This window comes from Bacillus sp. BR3(2024) (assembly GCF_039134555.1).
Taxonomy (GTDB): domain Bacteria; phylum Bacillota; class Bacilli; order Bacillales; family Bacillaceae_G; genus Bacillus_A; species Bacillus_A cereus.
Genome location: NZ_CP152433.1, coordinates 3,863,963 through 3,888,219 on the forward strand (window position 1 = coordinate 3,863,963; position 24,257 = coordinate 3,888,219).

Below are 24,257 nucleotides of genomic sequence, written 5' to 3' on the forward strand. Positions count from 1 at the left end.
ATAAAATTAGTCCCTTGCTTTGTAAACTATAGAAACAATGACAATTCCACAAAATGAACTTGTCAGTCCAGATACTATTATACCTCCAATTTGGAAAATATGAAAATAGGGATCTAAGAACGCATGCACGATAAATATAAAAGCTGTCACAATGATTATCGAAACCCAATACTTTCTTTTTTCTAAAGCTACAATCATATCTTTCCCTGTTTCATCTTTATACTTCCATAGTACGTATAATAGCAATAATAAGCCAACACATGTACTCCCATGTTGCATATATTTATACAATGGAATACTGCGTAATTCAATTTGTAACAATGCTATTTTCATAACGAAATAGTCTGTATTATGAGTAAATGCATCCCAAACGACATGCGTGAGCATACCGAATAATGCAGAATAGCAAAATACAAAGAATTCTTTCCAGGTATGTAGCCCCCACCTCTCATCTATTGCATATGAATAATAACCAGCAAACGGTTTAGGCAAATGCGTTATAAACGGCTTTTTTAAAATGTAATGATATATGTATGCGATTAGAAATACAAGCGGTAAATTTAAATATAAGAACCCAAGCCATGTATGGCCAATAACACCATAGGGTCTAAAGTGCAAAAAATATTCAAAGTCAGGCGCCATACTACCTAATATAAGAGCCGTTACTGAAATATGTTTAGAGTGCTTTTTCGCAAAAGGAAGAACTGCTGCTGGATGTGCAAATGTAAACGGCATACTTTAACTCCTTCTCACATTTTCAATAGAATACCATATATCATAACGAGAGAATGGATCTTCATGCAATATTTATTTTCACATTGGAATATGATAGTTTAAATGATATAATCCACATAAAATATTCAGAAAACAAGAAGGGATTCAGGTGTCATTAACACTTGTATTTGCTGCCTTTTTAAATTCAAAATCCGTTATGAATTGAGGTTTATATATTGATTGACGTACCCTTTTTACAAAATGTCACATTAAAAAAAGAAAATATCCCTAGTTTTTCCGCATATCCTTACTGTTTACCCGCTATTCGAACATTACAATCACTAGCTTTCCATCCAAATGTAACATTCATTATTGGAGAAAACGGAACAGGTAAATCAACATTACTTGAAGGAATTGCAATTGCGTTAGGTTTTAATGCAGAAGGTGGAACGAAGAACTTCCGCTTTAGCACAAACGATTCCCATTCATCTTTACATGAATACCTTCGAATTTCAAAAAGTTTCAATACACCAAACGACGGTTTCTTTCTTCGCGCTGAATCATTTTATAACGTTGCTTCTTATATTGATGAAATAGATGCTGATAGAGAAGCACGTGGGAATCCGGTTATCAACTCTTATGGTGGTATCTCACTACACAAACAATCACACGGTGAATCATTCTTCTCATTATTTATGAACCGTTTTTCAGGACAAGGTTTATACATTTTAGATGAGCCTGAGGCAGCTTTATCACCAATGAGACAACTTTCCATGCTCATTCGAATGCACGAACTAGCTGAACAAGGTTCACAATTTGTTATCGCGACGCATTCTCCTATTTTAATGGCTTATCCTGAATCCACTATATATTCTTTAACACAAGAGGGAATTCACGAATCCACATTAGAAGAAACTGAGCATTACCAAACGACGAAACTTTTCTTTGAAAATCGCGATCGATTATTCCATCATCTATTTGAGTCGTAAAAAAAGAAGCAGCAATAGCTGCTTCTTTTTTATAGTGCTTCTATAAATAAGGCAACCCCGATACCGCCACCGACGCATAAAGAGGCAATTCCTTTTTCTAACCCACGTCTTTTTAATTCGTGAATTAAACTTACTGTAATACGAGCCCCTGTACAACCAATTGGATGCCCAAGTCCTACGCCACTACCGTTTACGTTCACTTTTTCACGGTCTAAGCCTAACTCTTTCTCTACAGCTAAATATTGAGCCGCGAAAGCTTCATTAATTTCAAGTAAATCTGCATCTTCCAATGACCAATCTACTTTTTCTAAACCTTTACGAATTGCTGGTGCTGGTCCAATACCCATAATTTTTGGATCTACTCCAGCTACTGAATATCCAACAATTCTAGCTAACGGTTGTAAACCTTTTTCTTTCGCTTTTTCTTCGCTCATTAATACTAGAACTGCACTCCCGTCATTAAGGCCAGATGCATTTCCAGCAGTCACTGATCCATCTTTACGGAACGCCGGCTTCAATCCAGCTAATTTTTCAGCTGTAATATCTGCACGTGGATGTTCATCCTTCGAAAATACAACTTCTTTTCTACGCTCTTTTATTGTAATAGGAACAATTTGATCGTCAAAGTATCCAGACTCGATTGCCTTCAGTGCCAATGTATGACTGCGAAGAGCAACTTCATCTTGTTCCTCTCTTGTAATTTCATATTGTTCAACTAAATTTTCCGCTGTTTCACCCATCATAATATGGTGAATCGGATCTTCTAACACTTCCCACACCGTATCACGAATTTCTCCGTGCTGTAGACGTTGTCCCCAGCGGTGCTGTTTCAATGCATAAGGGCTCGAACTCATCGCTTCTACCCCACCTGCAACAACAACATCACTTACACCTAATTGGATTTGCATTGCAGCTGACATAATTGCTTGCATACCTGAAGAACATTGACGTTGGATTGTATATCCCGTAACTGTGTCAGGAAATCCTGCCGCTAATGCAGCTGTTCTCGCCGTATTTGCTTCATCAGTTCTTTGAATACAATGACCTAAAATTACTTCATCAACTTCATGTGGTTCTACCCCGCCTCGTTTTACAGCTTCCTGAAGTACAGGAACAGCTAATTCTACTGGCGTTACATTTTTTAGCGCTCCTCCAAAAGTTCCAATTGGCGAACGAACTGCAGCTGTAATAACAACATTATGCATTTTGCACTTGCCCCTCTCTTATGTACCCTAGTCAGTTTTTAGGTGAAATTCCATAAGATGTATATCTATAACTATCATACTATAAACATACTAAAAAATCAAAATATTTAATATAATAAAAATAGAAGGAATTAACCTTCTATTCTGTCAGCGCATATAAAAACTTTTGTAAAATTTTCTCTGTCGTTTCATTCAATTTTGGCAACTTATCTACTGGAAAATATTGAAGTTTTAACCCTTCATGATCGAGCTTTAATTCCCCGCTCACATGATGTGCCTGATACAGATGAATAACATTGAAAATTTCATCGCCATTCGGATAACGGAAATATACTTCTTTTCCTGATAGAACACCAAGAAATTGCATTATTTTTGCAGTTAACCCCGTTTCCTCAAATAACTCTCTACGTGCAGTTTCTTCTGTCGTTTCGCCCAGTTCCATCGCCCCACCAGGTACACCCCAATCATATGTATCTGAACGATATTGAAGCAATACTTCTTGATTATCGTTTAATATAATAATTGCTGATCCTACGAGAATAAGCGGCCTTGTACCAACGACTTTTCGTAACTCTTCAATATACCCCATATGTAAATTCCCCTTTCCCTAACCTCCCTTATCATAACAAAATTTTGCTCTTTTTGTTCATGTAATTTTAAAGAAAAAAAGAAGCTTTCGCCTCCTTTTTTTCACCTTTATTTCTTAAAACTTTCATATTTTACAGCTTCAAAAGCTTCCTCAATTTCATCATTACGATAATGGACATATGTAAAACGCCCCAATTCTACTAATCTTGCTATTTCCTGTAACGCTTTATGCTGCTCATATGTTTCTTTCAGCTTAATATGTACATAAAACTTCATTAACGGATGTTCATATAAAGGTTCTCCCACCTCTACATATACATCTTCCACCCCTTGTACAACTCTTACATAACTTGCAAATTGATAAAGAGCTTCTCTGTCTGAAACGATTTTTAATGTATACATATATTCTCCCCCTTTTCTTTACTATATCAAAAAGATGATCACACTACGTTATAGAACTATGAAATTTTTTCGACTTGTCATCTATATATTCAATAAAGAAGGCGTTTATCCATACATGACATCTTTTCCCCACATATATTATAGGAAGAACTTTTTTTCAGTTGAGGTGTTCCTTATGGATCCATACGTCAATATATGTATTTGTATTACTCCCGGCGCCGATATTTCTGATGACCGCATCGCAAAAGATTTAGCTGTTGCAGAATCAATTTGGCACCCCATTACATTTCAAATTCAAGAAGTAATTGTATTAAATGAACTTTTCCGTTTTTTTGACCGTGAAATCAGTTATAAAAATTCCATTCAAAGTCAAGAAAAGCTGGCATCCTTTTTCCAAACATGTGTAAATGAAGCTCCTGAATGCGACCTTTATATTTGTTATATTGGCAGTGATTATTTCAAAGAAACAGCAGTAATTGCCTGCGCTTATTCTTTAGCAAAACAACAGCAACTTACTGGCTATATCGTTTTAACAAATTCGGCTGCTCCTATGAAAAATATATATACGCTCGCTCACGAAATTGGTCATATTTTATTTACAAGACGTGTTCACGGAAAACTTACTCATGCAGATCCTCATTCTCCAACCGGCTCCGAGCACCACCCTTCTCCAACCAATCTTATGTATCCGATAGTCCCGCGCCCTGAAAATGTTCCTATTCAGTCTCTATTGACGAACGAACAAAAAACACTCTCTTTACAAAGCTCTTTATTGCAAAGAAAAAAACAGTAACCCTCATGTTACTGTTTAAAACAACTTATTCCAATCAACAAAACAAATCCCGGCTGCTAGAAATAAAAATAGACAACTAAATGTAAATGTAATCCCTCTAAAAATCCCTATATAATATTTCTTTGGAAATAATTTTTGGTATATCCAGAGCAGCCGCTTTTTATTGAATTTCTAGTTCACACTTTTTCTTTCTTCAATTTTTAAAGACCATCTCATTAATCCATATATACTTCCATACATAAGTAATATCTTTGCAATTCCCCAAAATACATTTCTTTCTTCTAAGTCTTTAAATAAGAACATAATCGCAAGAGGAACAATTAGTACCAAAACACCCATCCAACCAAGAACATATACTTCACCAATAAGAAGTAATAAAAATATACTTACTGCTAATATATATGTCTGCATTGTCGACAATTGTAAAATTGGCGTCCCATACCATTTATTCATAAACATTAATAACACTAATAATAAAATAGGTATCATTACTATTACATAAATAATTCCAAACTCTACTGATTTACTTTTAAAAGAAGACATTCTAAACGCAAAAACCGTTCCAATAATTGTAATAATTAAAACGATAGGATAACCAATTACCTGTACATTTGTTAACGTAAATTGTTGATTCGGATTTCCAAATAAAATATTGGTTAGTAACCAATACCCACCTATCCCAATAATCATTCCTAAAACACTCTTTATACTTCCGCCTTTATCCTTCTCCATCTCTTTCGCTAATTCTTCCGCATACTCTTTTGGCGAATCACCAAATATATCACTTACTGTCTTTCCCTCTTTTTCACCTTCTATTAAATGAAGTTCTGCATCTTCTAGAAAGGCGTCCACATCTTCTTCTTTAATTCCTTTTGTTATTAAATATATTTTCGTATTGATTAAAAACTTTTCCCCTTCTTTAGAAATCTTCATAATAATCCCTCCCTTATTTAACCGTTGCTCTTCTATTCGTCTTCATCATAATTTCAAGGAAAATCAAAACAAACAAACTTCCGTATAAACATATAATTTGAAATAACATTGGAACAAGATCTTCCGTTGTAAATGTTTTAAACACTAACATAATTGAAAGTGGAATGATTAAATATAAGTTTTTAAACCATCCTTCAAAGTATATATTTATAGCTACTGTGATGATAAAAATCCCACCAGCTACTATATAACTTTGCACTTCGGTGAATGTGAGCATTTTTGTCGGATATATCACGTCTAATATCGTAACAGCTCCTAATAAAAACATTGGAGCGATCATAACTAAAGACCACATAGAAAACCATGTTTTTGTAAAACTTGTTACGAAGGCCATTTTGCGAAGTAGAAAATTAGGACCTATAACAACTAAAATCAATGAAAAACTATAACCGATACACTGAATAAGTGAAATCTGTAACATTCCATGATTCACTATTAAGATAGAAGCAATAATCCAAAACGATACGATATTCATTACTGTAAAACCAATTTGCTTCCACGTTTCCTGTCTATCTCTTTCCATTACTTTGACAAGTTCATTTGCATATTCTTTCGGTGAGCTTCCGAAAATATCTTCTACACTTTTCCCATCACTCTCACCCTCAATTAAATGGAGTTCCGCATCTTCTATAAAATTTTCAATATCGCTTTCTTTCACACTCTTTGCCGTCAAAAATAATCTCATATCTAACAAAAACTTTCGCGCTTCACTTGATAGCATTATTTTCTCCTTCCCTTCCCTTCAAGTAGACGTTCTACACTACTTTGCATCGTTTCCCAGCGATCCATAAATTCATCAAGTGCTTCCTCGCCTTTTTCTGTTAATGTATAATATTTTCTCTTTGGACCAGATGGAGATTCCTTCATTACGCTTGTTATTAGTCCTTCTTTTTGCATTCGTATTAATAACGGATAAATACTTCCCTCACTCGCCATTGTAAAACCATACTTCGCTAGCTTTTCACTCATTTCATAACCGTATATTTCGCCTTCAGAAATAATAGCAAGTAAGCATCCTTCTAAAATCCCTTTCAGCATTTGACTTGTCGACATAATTCAAATCCTCCTACTACCTTGCTTTACAAAATAGTATAGCAAAGACTATTTTGCAAAACAAGATAGCTAACGATATTTTTCCAAATGTTTGCAGGAATTTCATTATAGCTTCTCTAAATAGAGCACTATGAAAACTTTATTATGAAGGGATGTTTTTCATCATGGTTACAAATCGAGTTGTCTTTTTAACAGGTGCTGCAAGTGGTATTGGTTATGAAATGGGAAAGGCTTTTGCAAAAGAAGGTGCAAAAGTTGTGATTACCGATCGGCTTGAAGAACGTGCAAAAGAAGCTGCTGAACAATTACAAAATGAAGGTTTTCAAGCTATCGGTTTAAAATGTGACGTTACATCTGAAGAGGAAATTACAGCAGCAATTTCTCAAACAGTTGATCATTTCGGTTCATTACATATATTAATTAACAACGCAGGAATGCAACACGTTTCACCCATTGAAGACTTTCCAACTGAAAAGTTCGAGCTACTAATTCAAATTATGCAAATTGCTCCGTTTATTGCAATTAAGCATGCCTTTCCGATTATGAAACAACAAAAATATGGTCGTATTATTAATGTCGCTTCTATTAACGGCCTTGTCGGGTTTGCTGGAAAAGCTGCCTACAATAGTGCAAAACATGGCGTAATTGGATTAACAAAAGTTGCCGCTTTAGAAGGTGCTACGCATGGTATTACTGTTAATGCCCTTTGCCCTGGTTATGTTGATACCCCCCTTGTACGTAATCAACTACAAGACTTAGCTACTACACGAAATGTACCACTTGAAAATGTTTTAGAAGATGTTATTTATCCACTCGTTCCACAAAAGCGCTTATTACAAGTACAAGAAATTGCAGATTATGCGATGTTTTTAGCGAGTGAAAAAGCTAAAGGTATAACTGGTCAAGCTGTCGTTATCGATGGTGGTTATACCGCTCAATAAAAATAAAGTTTGCTCAAGAAGAGCAAACTTTATTTTTTATCCCGAGGATCTTCGTACTTTAGTAATTGCCGCGGGAGCTTCTCAATTGCAACAATTACCCCCTCTAATTTACTTTCAATACGGTGGAGTAAATATAATGTTACAACAATCGGAAACCCTACATTACCTATCATCTTGATCCACTCTTCCACCCTCTTCCCCTCCTTTCATTATATAAGTAAGAGAAAACACTGCATTTAGGCATAAAAAAACAAGCTATTATGTATTAGCTTGTTTTTCAAATAATGATGCAATTTCTCGTTTATAGTCCCCGCGTATAATACCTTTCTCAGTAATAATTCCTGTAATTAATTCATTCGGCGTTATGTCAAATGCTGGATTATAAACATCCGTTCCAATTGGTGCTACTTGTTTTCCAAAGATTTTCGTAACTTCTGTTTCATCTCTTTCTTCAATAATAATTTCGGCTCCAGTTTCTTTCGTAACATCAAATGTTGATAGTGGCGCAGCAACGTAAAATGGGATATTAAAGTACTTTGCTAAAATAGCTAAATTCATTGTCCCTATTTTATTGGCTGTATCTCCATTTGCGACAATTCGATCCGCCCCCACAATAATTGCGTTTATTTCTTTCGTTTGAATAGCATGAGCTGCAGTATTATCTGTTATAAGGGTCACATCAATATTTGCTTGCTTCAATTCCCACGTCGTTAAGCGACCACCTTGTAAAACTGGTCTCGTTTCACACGCATATGCATGTAAACGCACACCTTTCTCTTTTCCAATATAAAAGGGAGCTAATGCAGTTCCATATCTGGCAGTTGCGATACTTCCAGCGTTACAGATTGTTAAAATATTATCGCCATCTTTAAAACATGTTAACGCATATTCCCCAATATTTCGACACACCGCTTCATCTTCCTGTTGAATGCGAAGCGCTTCTTCTTCTAATATTTTTTGTGCTTCTTTTATTGTAGTAATCTCTCGAATAGATTCTCTCATACGATCAATTGCCCAAAATAAATTTACTGCCGTTGGGCGTGATGTCCCTAAATAGTTACAGTCTCTATTAAACTTCTTTTGAAATTCTTCGATATGTAAAGTATTATATTTTTTCGCTGCAAGCGCCAAGCCAAATGCAGCTACAATTCCAATTGCAGGCGCTCCGCGTACTTCTAACATTATGATACTTTTCCAAACCTCTTCAATAGTCGTTAATGTTTTGTATTCTGTGCTATGTGGCAATTTCGTTTGATTTAATACCGCAATTGCATCCCCTTTCCAACTTACAGATCTCGGAACAGTAACGATTGTACTCATGCTTTTACACCCCTTGAAACTGTCTGTTGAAATAATGTTCGAAACAGTTGAATATCAGCACTTTTAGATTCATATTTTATTAGTTCTTTTCCTAAGGATAGCGCTTGTTTCTTAGCTTGAATTCTTGTTTCTTTATTTTCTATTTCATCTAAATCTGCTACATGAGCTAAACCAATTGTTCTACGAATTAGTTCACATCCGGCAAATCCAACAGCATCAGTAAAGATATTTTGCAAAATAATTGGTAACCATTGTTTTTCTTTCGTATATGCTTCTACACCTTCTCCAATCCATAACTTTGTAAAAGTCTCTACAAAATAACTCCACGTCTTTTCTATATGGAAAAATAGTACACTTCTCTTCTCTTCTTCTCTAGATAACGCATTTAATAATAGATTTGCAATAAATTGACCTATGTCAAACCCAAATGGGCCATATGCCGCAAATTCTGGATCAATCACTTTCGTTTCAGAAGGTGACGAAAAAATACTACCAGTATGTAAATCACCATGAATAAGAGTTTCTTTTCTTGTTAAGAACTTATATTTATATTGTGCTACTTTTAGTTTTAAAGTTTTATCACTCCAAAGTTCATCAACCACGAGCTGTAAATCTCGCTCATAATCATTTGTATCATAATGTCCAAACGGATCTGTAAACACTAAATCCTCTGTAATTTTACAAAGGTCCGGATTTACAAAGGTACCTTCTAGTACCCTTTTCTCTTTTGACTGTAAACCAAAATCTGAAGTGTAAAATAAAACATGTGCTAGAAAACGACCAATATGCTGGGATAAAAGCGGATATTCTTCTCCGTCTATTAATCCTTTTCTTGTAATTGTTAGTCTTGATAAGTCTTCTATTACCGTTATCGCTAACTCTTCGTCATGACTGTACACTACTGGAACATAATCCGGTACATACTGCGCAAAAATTTGTAATGCCTTGCTTTCAATCGTTGCTCTTTTTATAGACAATGGCCAGCTTTCACCAACTACTTTCGCATAAGGCAGTGCTTGTTTTATTATAATGGATTTCTCTCCATCATCTAATTTGAACACGTAATTTAAGTTTCCATCTCCAATTTCATGACAAATGACATTTGCCTTCTCTTCAAAATAGCCATGATCTTTCGCATATTGTACAGCTGTTATTTCTGTTAATGAATAATATCCCATCTTCTTCTCCCCCTTTTTAAATTCAGAGGTTTTTCTAACATAGAAAAACCTCTTTCCACTAAGAAAGAGGTTTGAAGTTTATCTTCTCCCCTCTTATCTGCCAGAAAGTTTTACTTTCTGCTGGAATTAGCACCGTGCCTTTTGGCGTAATAAACGCCCCATTTCACAATGGTATTACGGTCGGTTGCTGGGCTTCATCGGGCCAAATCCCTCCACCTGCTCTTGATAAGAGTTGTATAATTTTTTGAATTTTTAACTTTATGTTGAAGACTATACCAAGAATAAAAATCACTTGTCAACATTTTATTTGTATAATTCTGGACGGCGATCCGCAAAAACTGGAATTCCTTTACGTACTTCTTTAATTTTCTCGAATTCAAGCTCTCCAAATAAAATTGATTCCTCTTCATTCGCCTCTACTACAACTTCACCCCAAGGATCCACAATTAAAGAATGACCTGCAAACACATTATTCGGATCCTTCCCTGCTCTATTACACGCAACAACATAACACTGATTTTCAACTGCTCTTGCTTGCAATAGCAAACGCCAATGTGCTAAACGAACTAATGGCCATTCTGCTACAACAAATAATACTTTTGCCCCTTTAGCAGTATGAACACGCATCCACTCTGGAAAACGAATATCATAACAAATTGTTCCAGCGCATTCAACATCATCTAGCTTAAATTCGCCCGTACCATTACCAGCTATTAAATATTTATGTTCATCCATAAGCTGAAATAAATGTACTTTACTATATTCGTTGACTAACTGTCCTTCATTATTTACAACATACATCGTATTTGTAACGCCTTGCTCTGTTTGCTTTGCTATGGACCCACCAACAATATGTACATCATATTGCTTCGCCCATTCTATTAACTTTTCTTTCGTTTCCACTCCATCCCTATCTGCAATTTCAGAAAGTCTCGTTAAATCATATCCTGTTGTCCATAGTTCTGGTAAGACGATAACATCTGGCCTTTCCTTCATAGCTTCACTTATTTTATTTTTAGCATTCTCAATATTTTTTTCTACATCTCCAAAAACAATATCCATTTGAATACATGCGACTTTCATTTTTTCAGCCCCATTCTTATTTTTCTCTTTACAAAATACTGGAAAGATTATATCATTTGTCACTAGAATTGTAACAACTTTCAAAAGAGGTGGAAAGTATGAAATTATTTCAACCTTCTGAGATAGTAACATCATTGCCAACACAATTTTTCGCTTCACTTGTTGCAAAAGTTAACAAAGTCGTTGCAGCTGGTCACGATGTTATTAATCTAGGTCAAGGTAATCCAGATCAACCAACACCGCAGCATATCGTAAAAGCTTTACAAGATGCTGCCGAAAAGACCATTCATCATAAATATCCGCCATTTCGCGGACATGAAAGCTTAAAGGAAGCCGTGGCTACATTCTATAAACGTGAATATGGCGTCGAATTAAACCCAAAAACTGAAGTTGCTATTTTGTTTGGTGGGAAGGCTGGACTAGTAGAATTACCGATTTGTTTTACAAATCCTGGTGATACGATTCTCGTTCCGGATCCAGGTTATCCAGATTATTTATCCGGGGTTGCTTTAGCAAAAGCACACTTTGAAAGAATGCCACTTATTGCAGAAAATAACTTTTTACCAGATTATACGAACATTGATGACTCTATTGCAGAGCGTGCAAAATTAATGTTTTTAAACTATCCAAATAATCCTACCGGTGCTACTGCATCAAAAGATTTTTTTGATGCAACCATTCACTTTGCTAATAAACATAATATATTAGTTGTTCACGATTTTGCTTATGGCGCTATCGGATTTGATGGTCAAAAACCTGTTAGTTTCTTGCAAGCAGATGGTGCGAAAAATATAGGAATTGAAATTTACACATTATCAAAAACTTTCAATATGGCTGGCTGGCGCATCGCTTTTGCTGTAGGGAATGAAAGTGTGATTGAAACAATTAACCTATTACAAGATCATATGTATGTTAGTATATTCGGTGCAGTTCAAGATGCTGCTCGAGAAGCACTATTAAGTTCACAGTCTTGTGTAATAGACCTTGTAAATAGTTACGAATCTCGAAGAAACGCTCTTATTTCAGCCTGTCACTCAATTGGTTGGAATGTAGACATTCCAACAGGATCATTCTTTGCATGGCTTCCCGTTCCAAAAGGATATACCTCTGAGCAATTTTCTAATATTTTACTAGAAAAAGCACATGTCGCAGTTGCTCCTGGTGTTGGATTTGGTGAGCATGGCGAAGGGTATGTCCGTGTTGGTCTCTTACATACAGAAGATAGATTACGAGAAGCCATTAATCGAATTGATAAATTAAATTTTTTCAAAAAGTAATTGACAACACGAAAAATATCTGACAAAATTCAGTTATCTTAAAAATTTAAACATTTCTAAATACTTCTTATCAAGAGCAGGTGGAGGGACGAGCCCGACGAAACCCGGCAACCGATCTACAATTGTAGACACGGTGCTAATTCTCGCAGCATTACGCTGACAGATAAGGAGCTGGTTGTAAAAAAACCTCTCCTTAGCTGAGAGGTTTTTTTATTTAACTAGGAGGTTATAACAATGAGCGGAATTATAGCGACGTATTTAATCCATGATGATTCACATAACTTAGAAAAAAAAGCTGAGCAAATTGCACTCGGTTTAACAATTGGCTCTTGGACTCATTTGCCACACTTATTGCAAGAACAATTAAAGCAGCATAAAGGCAACGTCATTCATGTTGAGGAATTAGCTGAACATGAACATACCAATTCGTATTTACGTAAAAAAGTAAAACGCGGAATTATTAAAATCGAATATCCGCTATTAAACTTCAGTCCAGATTTACCAGCGATTTTAACGACTACATTTGGAAAGCTATCACTTGATGGCGAAGTAAAATTAATTGACTTAACTTTTTCAGACGAGTTAAAAAAACATTTTCCTGGTCCAAAATTCGGGATAGATGGTATTCGAAATCTTTTACAAGTGCATGATCGTCCCCTTTTAATGAGTATTTTTAAAGGAATGATTGGACGAAACATTGGGTATTTAAAAACGCAATTACGCGATCAAGCAATTGGTGGTGTAGATATAGTAAAAGATGATGAAATATTATTTGAAAATGCATTAACACCACTTACGAAACGCATTGTATCTGGAAAAGAAGTTTTACAATCCGTATATGAAACATACGGACATAAAACGTTATATGCCGTAAATTTAACAGGACGAACTTTTGATTTAAAAGAAAATGCTAAACGTGCAGTGCAAGCTGGAGCTGATATTCTATTATTTAACGTATTTGCTTACGGACTAGATGTACTACAATCACTTGCAGAAGATGATGAAATCCCAGTTCCTATTATGGCACATCCTGCTGTAAGTGGTGCTTATTCAGCATCCAAGTTATATGGAGTTTCATCTCCATTATTACTTGGAAAGCTACTACGTTATGCTGGGGCTGACTTTTCATTATTCCCATCTCCATACGGAAGTGTTGCGCTAGAAAAAGAGGAGGCTCTTGCTATCTCAAAATATTTAACTGAAGACGATGCATCTTTCAAGAAGAGCTTTTCTGTTCCGTCTGCTGGTATTCATCCTGGTTTCGTTCCCTTTATTGTACGAGATTTCGGTAAAGATGTTGTTATTAATGCTGGCGGCGGGATACACGGACATCCAAATGGAGCGCAAGGCGGCGGTAAAGCTTTCCGTACTGCAATTGATGCTACTTTGCAAAATAAACCACTCCATGAAGTAGACGACATAAATTTGCATAGTGCACTACAAATATGGGGAAATCCCTCTTATGAGGTGAAATTATGAGTATTCAAGTATTTTGTGATTTCGATGGCACGATTACAAATAATGATAACATTATGTCCATTATGGAAAAATTCGCACCACCAGAAGCCGAAGAAGTAAAGAATAAAATTTTATCACAAGAACTATCCATTCAAGAAGGTGTTTCTCAATTATTTCAATTAATACCTACTAATCTGCACGATGATATTATTCAATTTTTAATAGAAACTGCTGAAATCCGTAGTGGTTTTCATGAGTTTATACAATTCGTAAAGGAAAATAACATTTCTTTTTACGTGATATCAGGTGGAATGGATTTCTTCGTCTATCCACTCTTACAAGGAATCATTCCAAAAGAGCAAATTTATTGTAATGAAACAGACTTTTCAGCAGAGTTTATTACAGTTAAATGGCCTCATTCTTGTGATGATCATTGTCAAAATCATTGCGGATTATGTAAATCATCATTAATCCGTAAATTAAGTGATACAGATGACTTTCATATTGTAATTGGAGATTCTATTACTGATTTACAAGCCGCGAAACAAGCTGATAAAGTATTCGCTCGCGATTTTCTTATTACAAAGTGTGAAGAAAATCATATTGCTTATACACCGTTTGAAACATTTCAAGATGTGCAAGCTGAATTAAAACTTTTGTTGGAGGTGAAGGCATGAAACAACTTTTTCGTCAATGGTATGACTTAAGCGAGATAAAAAAAGAGTTAACAACACGAAATTGGTTCCCAGCAACAAGTGGTAATATTTCTATAAAGGTTAGTCATGAACCACTTACTTTTCTTATTACGGCAAGCGGTAAAGATAAAACAAAAACCACTCCAGATGATTTTCTATTAGTAGATCATGTAGGAGTTCCCGTTTTAGAGACTGAATTACGCCCTTCAGCAGAAACAATATTGCATACACACATTTATAACAATACGAATGCCGGTTGCGTACTTCATGTTCATACAACCGATAATAATGTCATCACAAATTTATATAGTGATGCAGTCACCCTTCAAAATCAAGAAATTATTAAAGCTCTCGATATTTGGGAAGAAGGTGCAACCATTCACATTCCTATTATCGAAAACCATGCCCATATCCCAACACTTGGAGAAAACTTCCGAAAGCATATACAAGGAGATTCGGGTGCAGTATTAATCCGTAACCACGGTATTACCGTATGGGGCCGAGATAGCTTTGATGCAAAGAAGAGATTAGAAGCTTATGAGTTTTTATTCCAATTTCATATAAAACTATTATCAATTCAAGGAGGCGTTTCTAATGGCGCAAATTCGTATTCATGAAGTAAATACTCGTATTGAAAATGAAGTGGAAGTATCTAAATTTCTACAAGAGGAAGGCGTTTTATATGAGAAATGGAATATTTCTAAACTTCCTACTCATTTAAATGAAAATTATTCGTTAACAGATGAAAACAAAGCTGAAATATTAGCTATTTTTTCAAAAGAAATCGCTGATGTTTCAGCACGTCGAGGTTATAAAGCACATGATGTAATCTCACTTTCAAGTAGCACACCTAACCTTGACGAATTATTAATTAATTTCCAAAAGGAACACCATCATACAGATGACGAAGTTCGCTTTATCGTCAGTGGTCACGGCATTTTCGCTATTGAAGGTAAAGATGGGAAATTCTTTGATGTTGAACTTGAGCCAGGCGATTTAATATCTGTTCCTGAAAATGCAAGACATTATTTTACCTTGCAAGATGATCGCCAAGTTGTAGCTATTCGTATTTTTGTGACAACTGAAGGCTGGGTTCCAATCTATTAAGGTAGTTAGTTGAATAAAAGGACTTGGACCCCCTTTTCCAAACTTTTATTCACTCTACATATATACATCCTCCTATGGAACAGGCTTATTTCATTTTGAAATAAGTCTGATTTTTTATTTACTTGAAAGTACCATTTCATCACAAATTTACAGCTTAATTTTTCAAGTGCATTTTTCGAACATTTTTTGAACATTTATTGAATTTTTTCTGAAAATTCTGTTTTATATGTGATATACTACAATTAACTTAGAAGGAAAATAATATCGCAAACAGAGGGGGATAATCATGAGCTTACTTATCGCACTTATACTTGGAGTTACATGTGGAGCATTTCCTGTTATTTTAGGAGCTATTATGGAAGAGTTAGAAATTGGTGTTTTAGGATTTGTCGCATCTTGTGTAAGCGCTTTATTATTTGGTTTATTCGGCGCTATTCCTGTTTCAATTCTGTGTGCTTTTTATATAATACGCCATGCTCGTACAAAACAATTTGGTCCTAATCACATCGCACAAATTATCCCGTTCCCGGTTGAACGATGCCGACGCGCTTCTAACTTATAATTATAAAAATTAAAGATGACTAAATAAATAAAAGTCCTCAAATGAGGACTTTTATTTATTTTCTTCTAGAAATTGAAACAATTCTTGTAGATGTAGGGCATCTTCACCATAGCTAACAGATACATGAAATATACCATCAATCTCAGCTTGCATATAAAGATCCACTCCATCACGATCATATTTCAATGCCAAATAAAACTCCATTTCTTCTAACATCTTTTTTGAGGTTCGAATTACATAATGTCCCTTCTCATCTCTTCCATATTCAAATTCTGGTTCAAAATCATATTTTTGTTTAAAAGCTTCTTTTTGTTTTTCATTAATTTGCATACAAGTAGCTCGCTGTACAGTATCAATCATCTCATCAAACTTTTGAAGGTCCACCTCGTTTACCCCCTTATATATTTTTTATATAGTACTTGTGTTCCACTATTTTCTTCGCCATCCTTAATTAACTCTTCATACAATTCTTTCGCCAAACTTAAGCCTGGGACTGGTAATTGTAATCTTTCTGCTTCCTCTAAAGCAATTTTCATATCTTTCATAAAATGCTTTACATAAAATCCTGGCTCAAAGTCTCCTTTTAACATTCGAGGAGCTAAATTACTTAATGACCAGCTACCTGCTGCCCCTGTTGAAATACTCTCTAACACTTTATCTGGATTCAGTCCAGCCTTCTTCGCGTAAGCAACAGCTTCACATACTCCAATCATATTGGAAGCAATCGCAATTTGATTGCACATTTTTGTATGTTGTCCACTCCCAGCTGGTCCTTGTAATTGAATGTTTGTTCCTAACTTTTCAAGTAAAGGTAAGCATCTATCATATATTTCTTTCTCCCCACCTACCATAATTGCGAGTTTTGCTTCTTTTGCGCCAACATCTCCTCCTGAGACAGGTGCATCTAACGTATATATATTTTTTCTTTTTGCAACTTCATTAATCCGTTTTGCTAAAGTAGGTGTAGATGTCGTAAAGTCAATTGCTATCGTACCTTCTTTTGCATGTTCTATAATTCCTTCTATACCAAAATACACTTCTTCTACATCATGTGGATATCCAACCATTGTCATTACAATATCAACTTGCTTTACTAACTCTTTTGGCGTATTACACCAATTTGCACCATCTTGCACTAAAGAATCTGTTTTTGCTTTCGTTCTATTATATACATATACTTTATGACCATCTTGCATTAAGTGATAAACCATACTTTTTCCCATTACGCCAATACCAATGAAACCTATTGATAAAGTTTTATGTTCCATTTTCTCATCCCCTTTGTTCTAATAAATCATTTACCATCTTTCGGAACTCTTTATTAAAGTCATCATCCATACTATTTTTCACATTTGAAAATAAAATAACAAAAGTTCCTTTTTCTTTATTAAAATTATTGAAAGTGTTCCAACCAGATAATACACCATGATTATGAAAATAATCTGGATATATATAAAAACTAAATGCATATTTCCGTTCTGCTGAAGGTGAAAACATTGCTTGTATACTTTGTTCAGAAAGAAGTTTTCCATTTATAATTGCTTCGTCTAATTTCTTCATATCTCCAACTGTCGTATACATCTCACCACAACCATATAGCCAATCCATGCCTAACTTCTGCGCTGGTACAAGCTCTTGATCTTTTTTCACATAACCCTTTGTAAAATTTTTATCTCCAGGTACCATATTTCCCATACCGGATTCATGCATATCTGCTTTTACAAATATGTTTTCTTTTATGTAATCTCCTAAAGGTTTTTTCGATATATGTTCTATTATATAAGCAAGCACCATATAATTATAATCTGTATATCTCCAACCTGTTCCTGCAGGAAATTCTAAATTTTGACGTCCAATCCAATTAATTAATTGTAAGCGGGAAGCCGCATTAATATTGCCTTTTGCGTGTTCAGGTAAACCAGAGGTATGCGTTAATAAATGATATAGCGTAATATTTTTATTCTCCGGAAATGAAGGAATATATTTATTTACATTATCTTGAATATTCAATTTCCCTTGTTCTTGCAGCTGTAAAATAGATGTGGCAACGACTGTTTTCGTAATAGAACCGATACGATATTTTGTTTGAGGCGTATTTTCTATTTTATTTTGAACATCAGCATACCCATATCCTTTATTCAATATAACATGCTCTTTATCTGTTACCAAAACTGTTCCATTGAATTGCTTTCCGACTAAATATTGATCTAATTTTTGAGATATGCTAGCATAATCAATTTGTTGCTCTTCTTTTTCTTCTATATTCCCTTGTACTTCCGATTCAATAGTAGGATTCACTTTAGTTGTTAATACAGTGTTTTCCTTTATATTGGGGCTAACAAGAAAATAGTATACTCCGCCGCCAACTATAGCAGACAGTGAAGCCACCACCATTACTTTTTTTATCATATTGATCCTCCATAATTCCTTCGCTAAAAATTGTCCCCCTATTCTATTATCAAACAATAAAAAAAAATCGCAACAATTTGTTGCGAAAAATCACATTTTTTCTTTTCTATACACACATACTTGATTCTTTCCATTTTTTTTCGCTTCATATAATGCAATATCCGCTCGTTGCATTAATTCTTCTCTTGTAGTTCCTTGTTCATATAACGCAACTCCAAAGCTAGCTGTTAACTTCGAAATTCCAGTGAATTGCTTTGTTTCAATGAAGAATCGTAATGATTCCGCAACTTGAAATGCTTCCTTTTCTACTGTATTTGTCACTAATATAATGAATTCTTCCCCTCCCCATCTTGCAAATACATGTTGCTGCTCCACTTTAGATTTCATAAGCTCTGCAAGTTGTATTAATGCCAAATCGCCAAAATCATGACCATATGTGTCATTAACTGTTTTAAAATTATCTATATCAAATAAAATAATTGCTATTTTCTCATCATTACGTATTACCTTTTCCCATTCTACCTCTAGTATTTGTTGAAACTTTAAACGATTATAAATCTCTGTCAATGAATCTATCATAGCAAGTCTTTCTTGTTCTTGATAGATTTCATCTAATTCTGTAATTTCCGTGCACTTTACAATAAATCTTGATAAATCTTCTGGCAATGGTGTCGCACGTAATAGAAAAGTAGATACTGCCCCTTCATAATTTGACATCTTAATTCTTCTACCGCTTGATAAAGTATCGTCTAGCCATGTTATATCATGCGTCGTCGAGTAGTATCCATTTTCTCTAATAAAATGTTCAGCAAATACTAAATGTTGCTCGCGATAGGCAAACAAATTTTCATATCCGAAAAACGTTAAAAAATTTGTATTACAATCAACAATTTCATCATCTTCTACTATAAATAATAAATCATTTTGAAAATCAAACATCGTTTGAAGCAGTTCCTGTTGTAAACTAACTTGCCTTACTAAAGAAAGTTGATACAAACTCTTATTCACTTCTTCTAACACTGCTTGCGGAGTTACAGGGGCTATTACAATATTACGTATTCCTAATGCAAGTACATCTGTAAATTCCTTTGTTATTTGTTGATCCCAAATGACAATGAATGTACTTTGCGAGGTATACATATTCTTTATATATTTTATTTGAGAATAATCTGTTACATACATAATTATAATGTGCGGTTTCGTTCTTTGAAATAATAGTTCGCCCTCTTCAAAACTATTTGCTATAAACATACATTTTGGATGGATATTTTCTATCGTTTGTTGATGTTTACATCCATTTTCTATATAAAGGACATTTAACTGCAGATCTTGTAACACATTTTGGAAAACCGTATTCTCTAATAAAAAATGTAGTATGTTCATCACTAGTCTTCACTCACTTCATATATCTTGTTCTACTGAATTCCTCACAAACATTTTTAAAAGACTGTTCTCCAATAAACTTTAATTTGTGAGAAATACATATTAACAAGCTAATTGAGAATGTTATCTTCCCTTTTCACTCTATAAATTCCTTTTTTAGTGTATGATTATAGGAATTATATCGTTTGTATGAATGCCCTAGCTTATTTCTTAAAACTTGACAATTAAAATAAAGATATTATATTCTTAAATTCGATAACTTACAAAATGTAAGTTATATACATTGCGTTTTCCCGATAATTTTATATACAATTTGGAGGATATATTATGACAAACGACAACTTTTTTAACGTCCTATATGAACGCACATCTACACGTGCATTCAACCCAAATAAAGAAATCTCATCTACAGAATTACATGAGATTTTAAAAGCAGCAGCACAAGCACCTTCCGCTTGGAACTTACAACACTGGAAATTCCTTGTTTTTCAAGGTGAAGATGTACAAAAACGATTACACCCAATAGCTTATAACCAACAACAAATTCTTGATGCTTCTGCAGTAGTCGCTATTTTAGGTGATTTAGAAGCTTATAAAAATGTTGAGCCAGTATATGGTCCAATTGTAGAACAGGGATTTATGAAAGAAGAAGCAAAAGAACGCTTAGCTAAAAATATTGAATCTGCATATGCTCGTGAACAATTCCCAAGAGATGCTGCCTTTTCAAATGCATCTTTAGCAGCAATGCAACTTATGCTTGCAGCTAAAGCAACTGGTTGGGATACTTGTGCTATTGGTGGCTTCAATCCACAAGCACTGACAGACGAATTTAACGTTTCATCTCGTTACGTTCCTATTATGCTTATTACAATTGGTGAATCAACTTTAAAAGGCCACCCTGCACCTCGCATGAGCGTAGAGCAAGTAAGCGAGTGGGCAAAATAATAAAAAACGAAGGCAACTACATTGCCTTCGTTTTTTTATTCCCTGTCATAATTTTGTAATATTACTACAAATCATTCGACATTTATACTTATGGAAAAGTATATTCTATTCCCTTCTCATAAATAAACGTGACGTTTCGTGTCGAATTTTGTTAAGGCGTTGAAATATACCCGTGTATTTTTGTTACAATTGTGATACAATGATAACAAATAGATAACAAGAGAGGGATTTTCATTGAGTTCATACGGAAGCTTTATCGCACTTTTATGTTACATAGTAACTGTACTGCTTCTATATTTTATTGGTGATGCCGCAAACATCTCCATTTTACAATTTCCAAAAGAAGAAGCATTCCAATTAGAATCAGAAAAACATACTGCACGATCCATTGTACCACTACTCCTAGCTCTTCCTGTATATATCATCGTTTTATATAAAAGTAAAAAAGTGTAAAGGCTACCCATTTCATTTATTTCGGTGGTTTTTACATTTTTTTGTTATATTCCACCTATTTTAAACATCATTCCATACTAAACACCCAGCTAGTCATTTAAAATGAGAAAATCCCCTAGAAAAAATTCCACTCTCTGTCCAGTCACTAACTACCGAACTTACATAGATTATAAGTGTGAAGGGGGTGATGAGGATTATGTTTGGATCATTTGGATGCTGTGATAACTTTAGAGAATGTCATCATCATGAAAGAGAGCGCGACCATCGCGAGAAAGAGAGAGAGAGAGAGGTTAGACCACAACAACCAGCTGTATGTAACGTACTTGCTAGCATTTCAGTTGGAACAGAACTTTCTCTTTTAAGCATTAGAGGTAATGGTACTTTCAACAATGTAATTTTTGAAGGTTTCGCTAACGGTGTTGCTCTTTTCTCTGCTTTAGCTCGTAATGACAAAGACAACAAAGATAACAATAAAGACGATAAGAACAATCAAAATCGAAATACTTTTACTGGTATTTTACGTGTATGCCCAACTGATATCGTTGCAATCGCTATCTAATTCTGTCTCTTATCCTCGATAGTAAGCAAATAAGATTTACTTTTCTCATAGAAAAAACCTGAGACCGATTTCAAATCGACTCAGGTTTTTTTATTAATTAGATGCTTTTAACTAGTTCAACAACTTCTTCAGCAGTTGACATCATTAATGCTTTTTCTGCTAATGTTCCCATTTCTGCTTTTGACAACTTGCTTAGCTGTGTTCTTGCAGGAAGAATAGATGTTGCACTCATACTGAACTCATCTAACCCTAATCCTAATAGTAATGGGATAGCAAGTGAATCGCCCGCCATCTCACCACACATACCAGCCCATTTTCCTTCTTTATGAGCAGCATCGATAACCATTCTTACAAGACGTAAAATAGATGGGTTATATGGTTGGTATAAGTATGATACTTGTTCGTTCATACGGTCTGCAGCCATTGTGTATTGGATTAAATCATTTGTTCCGATAGAGAAGAAGTCAACTTCTTTCGCGAATTGATCTGCTAATACTGCTGAAGCTGGGATTTCAACCATCATACCAACTTCAATAGAATCAGAAACAGTTGTACCCGCTTCTACAAGTTTCGCTTTCTCTTCTAATAAAATTGCTTTCGCTTGACGGAACTCATCAAGAGTTGCAATCATTGGGAACATAATTTTTAAGTTACCGTATACGCTAGCACGAAGTAATGCACGAAGTTGTGTACGGAACACATCTTGCTCATCAAGACATAAGCGAATTGCACGATATCCTAAGAATGGGTTCATTTCTTTTGGTAAATGTAAGTATGGAAGCTCTTTATCTCCACCGATATCAAGTGTACGAACAACGACTGGTTGACCTTCTTTTACACCTTCAAGAACTGCTTTATACGCTTCGAACTGCTCTTCTTCTGTTGGAAGATTGTCACGGCCCATGTATAAGAATTCTGTACGGTATAAGCCAACGCCTTCTCCGCCATTATCGATAATACCTTGTACATCATTTGGTGTTCCGATATTTGCAACAAGCTCAACGTGATGTCCGTCACTTGTTACAGTAGCTTGGTCTTTTAATTTAGCCCATTCAGCTTTTTGCTCTTCAAATTTCGCTTTCTTTTCTTCAAACGAACGAAGAGTTTCTTCTGATGGGTTTACAATTACTTCTCCATCTAAACCGTCAATGATAACGATATCGCCGTTTTGGATTTTCTCCATAACAACTTTTGTACCAACAACAGCTGGAATTTCCATAGAACGAGCCATAATTGCTGAGTGAGATGTACGTCCACCGATATCAGTAGTGAAACCTTTTGCATACTTACGGTTTAACTGAGCTGTATCAGATGGTGTTAAATCTTCAGCAATGATGATTACCTCTTCAGAAATTGTACCAGGATTTGAGAAGTTAATTCCTAGTAAATGTGCAAGAACGCGTTTTGTTACGTCACGAATGTCCGCAGCACGTTCTTTCATATATTCGTTATCCATGTTTTCAAACATAGAAATAAACATTGATGCAACTTCATCCATTGCAAATTCAGCATTTACTTTTTCGCTATTTACTTTATCTTTTACTGGGTTTACTAGTTCTGGATCATTTAACACTAATAAATGTGCTTCAAAGATTGCAGCTTTGTCAGCACCTAGCTCAGCAAATGCGTGGTCCTTAATAGCTTCTAATTCAGTTTTTGCTTTCTCAAGCGCAGCGTCTAAGCGTGCAATTTCTGCAGCTTCGTTTGTAATTGATTTCTTTTCGATGTTAAATTCAGGATTTTCAAGTCTGAAAGCCTTTGCAATAGCAATCCCACTTGATGCAGCGATCCCTTGAATGTTAAGAGTCATTATTCTCCTAATCCTTCGTTTTTCATAGTTTCTTCGATAGCTGCTAGTGCTTGAGCTGCATCATCACCATTTGCAGTGATTTTAATTTCTGCGTTTTGTTGAATGCCTAAAGACATAACGCCCATGATTGATTTTAAGTTAACGTTCTTTCCGTTATACTCTAAGTTAATATCAGAACCGAATTTGCTTGCAGTGTTTACAAGTAGAGTTGCTGGACGAGCATGAATTCCTGAGTCGCTAGTTACTTTAAAGATTTTTTCCATGATAATTTATCTCCTTTAAATTACAGTATTTTTTAGTTGTATAGACGTGAGTACTACATCATCTATTGTATATAATA

General features: G+C 35.0%; 29 protein-coding genes, 1 pseudogene and 2 riboswitches. Of the genes and pseudogenes, 12 read left to right on the plus strand and 18 right to left on the minus strand.

From position 1 onward, the window contains the following. Positions 1-6 precede the first annotated feature (6 nt). The gene (locus V7S45_RS19700; protein ID WP_088343887.1) at positions 7-735 is read right to left on the minus strand and encodes a DUF4184 family protein; all 729 of its coding nucleotides are present in this window, start codon (positions 733-735) and stop codon (positions 7-9) included. A 215-nt stretch (positions 736-950) separates the two neighbouring features. Here V7S45_RS19700 and V7S45_RS19705 point away from each other — a divergent pair, with 215 nt between their 5' ends. Then, positions 951-1,703, plus strand: a complete 753-nt coding sequence (locus V7S45_RS19705) for an AAA family ATPase (protein ID WP_000567998.1) — start codon at positions 951-953, stop codon at positions 1,701-1,703. Positions 1,704-1,732: 29 nt separating this feature from the next. On the opposite strand, the gene V7S45_RS19710 is transcribed toward V7S45_RS19705, so the two are convergent. The 3 genes from V7S45_RS19710 to V7S45_RS19720 all read right to left on the minus strand — a co-directional run bounded on the left by V7S45_RS19710 (position 1,733) and on the right by V7S45_RS19720 (position 3,898). Then, on the minus strand, positions 1,733-2,908 hold the full coding sequence (locus V7S45_RS19710; protein WP_000552078.1) for an acetyl-CoA C-acetyltransferase: 1,176 nt from the start codon (positions 2,906-2,908) through the stop codon (positions 1,733-1,735). A gap of 139 nt (positions 2,909-3,047) precedes the next feature. Further along, positions 3,048-3,497, minus strand: a complete 450-nt coding sequence (locus V7S45_RS19715; protein WP_000540529.1) for an NUDIX hydrolase — start codon at positions 3,495-3,497, stop codon at positions 3,048-3,050. A 107-nt stretch (positions 3,498-3,604) separates the two neighbouring features. After that, positions 3,605-3,898: a DUF3928 family protein gene (locus tag V7S45_RS19720; protein WP_000288330.1), complete on the minus strand. Its 294-nt coding sequence runs from the start codon at positions 3,896-3,898 to the stop codon at positions 3,605-3,607. A gap of 175 nt (positions 3,899-4,073) precedes the next feature. Here V7S45_RS19720 and V7S45_RS19725 point away from each other — a divergent pair, with 175 nt between their 5' ends. After that, positions 4,074-4,691 (plus strand): hypothetical protein, encoded by a 618-nt coding sequence (locus V7S45_RS19725; RefSeq protein WP_000371608.1) that lies wholly within the window; start codon positions 4,074-4,076, stop codon positions 4,689-4,691. Positions 4,692-4,706: 15 nt separating this feature from the next. Here V7S45_RS19725 and V7S45_RS19730 read toward each other — a convergent pair. The 4 genes and pseudogenes from V7S45_RS19730 to V7S45_RS19745 form a co-directional block, all read right to left on the minus strand. Beyond that, positions 4,707-4,850 (minus strand): annotated as a pseudogene (locus tag V7S45_RS19730) (DNA-binding protein); the annotation flags it as partial. Between the two features lie 12 nt (positions 4,851-4,862). Further along, positions 4,863-5,624: a DUF1129 domain-containing protein gene (locus V7S45_RS19735; protein ID WP_088343889.1), complete on the minus strand. Its 762-nt coding sequence runs from the start codon at positions 5,622-5,624 to the stop codon at positions 4,863-4,865. A gap of 13 nt (positions 5,625-5,637) precedes the next feature. Then, on the minus strand, positions 5,638-6,405 hold the full coding sequence (locus V7S45_RS19740; protein WP_088343891.1) for a DUF1129 domain-containing protein: 768 nt from the start codon (positions 6,403-6,405) through the stop codon (positions 5,638-5,640). Continuing rightward, a complete protein-coding gene (locus V7S45_RS19745) occupies positions 6,405-6,737 on the minus strand; it encodes a PadR family transcriptional regulator (RefSeq protein WP_000107982.1) in 333 nt (110 codons plus the stop codon). The genes V7S45_RS19740 and V7S45_RS19745 overlap by 1 nt, the downstream gene beginning before the upstream one ends. A gap of 164 nt (positions 6,738-6,901) precedes the next feature. On the opposite strand from V7S45_RS19745, the gene V7S45_RS19750 reads away from it, so the two are divergent. Then, positions 6,902-7,678 carry a 3-hydroxybutyrate dehydrogenase gene (locus tag V7S45_RS19750; RefSeq protein ID WP_000258428.1) on the plus strand — a complete coding sequence of 259 codons (777 nt, stop codon included), beginning with the start codon at positions 6,902-6,904 and terminating at the stop codon, positions 7,676-7,678. 29 nt (positions 7,679-7,707) lie between these two features. Here the strand turns inward: V7S45_RS19750 and V7S45_RS19755 are convergent, their stop codons facing one another. The 4 genes from V7S45_RS19755 to V7S45_RS19770 form a co-directional block, all read right to left on the minus strand. Further along, positions 7,708-7,869 carry a YvrJ family protein gene (locus tag V7S45_RS19755; protein WP_000393336.1) on the minus strand — a complete coding sequence of 54 codons (162 nt, stop codon included), beginning with the start codon at positions 7,867-7,869 and terminating at the stop codon, positions 7,708-7,710. A gap of 67 nt (positions 7,870-7,936) precedes the next feature. Continuing rightward, positions 7,937-8,998 carry an S-methyl-5-thioribose-1-phosphate isomerase gene (mtnA, locus tag V7S45_RS19760; RefSeq protein ID WP_089607610.1) on the minus strand — a complete coding sequence of 354 codons (1,062 nt, stop codon included), beginning with the start codon at positions 8,996-8,998 and terminating at the stop codon, positions 7,937-7,939. Next, positions 8,995-10,176, minus strand: coding sequence for an S-methyl-5-thioribose kinase (mtnK, locus tag V7S45_RS19765; RefSeq protein WP_000542684.1), 1,182 nt, complete (start codon positions 10,174-10,176; stop codon positions 8,995-8,997). Before mtnK ends, mtnA begins: the two co-directional genes overlap by 4 nt. Before the next feature lie 90 nt (positions 10,177-10,266). Continuing rightward, a riboswitch (SAM riboswitch) is annotated at positions 10,267-10,408 on the minus strand. A 71-nt stretch (positions 10,409-10,479) separates the two neighbouring features. Further along, on the minus strand, positions 10,480-11,343 hold the full coding sequence (locus V7S45_RS19770) for a carbon-nitrogen family hydrolase (RefSeq protein WP_016512349.1): 864 nt from the start codon (positions 11,341-11,343) through the stop codon (positions 10,480-10,482). Positions 11,344-11,357: 14 nt separating this feature from the next. Between V7S45_RS19770 and V7S45_RS19775 the strand changes: the two genes are divergently transcribed. The 6 genes from V7S45_RS19775 (at position 11,358) to V7S45_RS19800 (ending at position 16,358) form a co-directional block, all read left to right on the plus strand. Beyond that, positions 11,358-12,536 carry a pyridoxal phosphate-dependent aminotransferase gene (locus tag V7S45_RS19775; protein WP_086400821.1) on the plus strand — a complete coding sequence of 393 codons (1,179 nt, stop codon included), beginning with the start codon at positions 11,358-11,360 and terminating at the stop codon, positions 12,534-12,536. A 64-nt stretch (positions 12,537-12,600) separates the two neighbouring features. Continuing rightward, positions 12,601-12,706, plus strand: a riboswitch (SAM riboswitch). Between the two features lie 64 nt (positions 12,707-12,770). Continuing rightward, positions 12,771-14,015, plus strand: coding sequence for a 2,3-diketo-5-methylthiopentyl-1-phosphate enolase (mtnW, locus tag V7S45_RS19780; RefSeq protein WP_000014181.1), 1,245 nt, complete (start codon positions 12,771-12,773; stop codon positions 14,013-14,015). Continuing rightward, on the plus strand, positions 14,012-14,671 hold the full coding sequence (locus V7S45_RS19785; RefSeq protein WP_000027461.1) for a 2-hydroxy-3-keto-5-methylthiopentenyl-1-phosphate phosphatase: 660 nt from the start codon (positions 14,012-14,014) through the stop codon (positions 14,669-14,671). The genes mtnW and V7S45_RS19785 overlap by 4 nt, the downstream gene beginning before the upstream one ends. Next, a complete protein-coding gene (locus tag V7S45_RS19790) occupies positions 14,668-15,306 on the plus strand; it encodes a methylthioribulose 1-phosphate dehydratase (protein ID WP_000811341.1) in 639 nt (212 codons plus the stop codon). Before V7S45_RS19785 ends, V7S45_RS19790 begins: the two co-directional genes overlap by 4 nt. Beyond that, the gene (locus V7S45_RS19795; protein ID WP_000057314.1) at positions 15,284-15,796 is read left to right on the plus strand and encodes a cupin domain-containing protein; all 513 of its coding nucleotides are present in this window, start codon (positions 15,284-15,286) and stop codon (positions 15,794-15,796) included. Before V7S45_RS19790 ends, V7S45_RS19795 begins: the two co-directional genes overlap by 23 nt. A 286-nt stretch (positions 15,797-16,082) precedes the next feature. Continuing rightward, entirely contained in the window at positions 16,083-16,358 is a 276-nt protein-coding gene (locus V7S45_RS19800; protein WP_000054659.1) for a hypothetical protein, read from the plus strand. Positions 16,359-16,409: 51 nt separating this feature from the next. Here V7S45_RS19800 and V7S45_RS19805 read toward each other — a convergent pair whose 3' ends face one another. From V7S45_RS19805 to V7S45_RS19820, 4 genes are all read right to left on the minus strand, one after another. Next, positions 16,410-16,742 carry a DUF3909 family protein gene (locus tag V7S45_RS19805; RefSeq protein ID WP_000365619.1) on the minus strand — a complete coding sequence of 111 codons (333 nt, stop codon included), beginning with the start codon at positions 16,740-16,742 and terminating at the stop codon, positions 16,410-16,412. A gap of 5 nt (positions 16,743-16,747) precedes the next feature. Then, entirely contained in the window at positions 16,748-17,626 is an 879-nt protein-coding gene (locus V7S45_RS19810) for an NAD(P)-dependent oxidoreductase (protein ID WP_000400429.1), read from the minus strand. 4 nt (positions 17,627-17,630) lie between these two features. Continuing rightward, complete coding sequence (locus V7S45_RS19815; protein ID WP_000592910.1) at positions 17,631-18,767, minus strand: serine hydrolase; 1,137 nt, start codon at positions 18,765-18,767, stop codon at positions 17,631-17,633. Between the two features lie 90 nt (positions 18,768-18,857). Further along, complete coding sequence (locus tag V7S45_RS19820; protein WP_001023185.1) at positions 18,858-20,150, minus strand: GGDEF domain-containing protein; 1,293 nt, start codon at positions 20,148-20,150, stop codon at positions 18,858-18,860. 327 nt (positions 20,151-20,477) lie between these two features. Here V7S45_RS19820 and V7S45_RS19825 point away from each other — a divergent pair, with 327 nt between their 5' ends. From V7S45_RS19825 to V7S45_RS19835, 3 genes are all read left to right on the plus strand, one after another. Further along, complete coding sequence (locus V7S45_RS19825; RefSeq protein ID WP_000180387.1) at positions 20,478-21,095, plus strand: nitroreductase family protein; 618 nt, start codon at positions 20,478-20,480, stop codon at positions 21,093-21,095. Positions 21,096-21,329: 234 nt separating this feature from the next. Further along, positions 21,330-21,548: a hypothetical protein gene (locus tag V7S45_RS19830; protein WP_000100485.1), complete on the plus strand. Its 219-nt coding sequence runs from the start codon at positions 21,330-21,332 to the stop codon at positions 21,546-21,548. Positions 21,549-21,744: 196 nt separating this feature from the next. Continuing rightward, positions 21,745-22,107, plus strand: coding sequence for a DUF3915 domain-containing protein (locus V7S45_RS19835; protein WP_000468041.1), 363 nt, complete (start codon positions 21,745-21,747; stop codon positions 22,105-22,107). Positions 22,108-22,204: 97 nt separating this feature from the next. Here the strand turns inward: V7S45_RS19835 and ptsP are convergent, their stop codons facing one another. Beyond that, a complete protein-coding gene (gene ptsP / locus V7S45_RS19840) occupies positions 22,205-23,917 on the minus strand; it encodes a phosphoenolpyruvate--protein phosphotransferase (RefSeq protein ID WP_088343893.1) in 1,713 nt (570 codons plus the stop codon). Then, positions 23,917-24,180 (minus strand): phosphocarrier protein HPr, encoded by a 264-nt coding sequence (ptsH, locus tag V7S45_RS19845; protein ID WP_000411080.1) that lies wholly within the window; start codon positions 24,178-24,180, stop codon positions 23,917-23,919. Before ptsH ends, ptsP begins: the two co-directional genes overlap by 1 nt. Between the last annotated feature and the right edge of the window lie 77 nt (positions 24,181-24,257).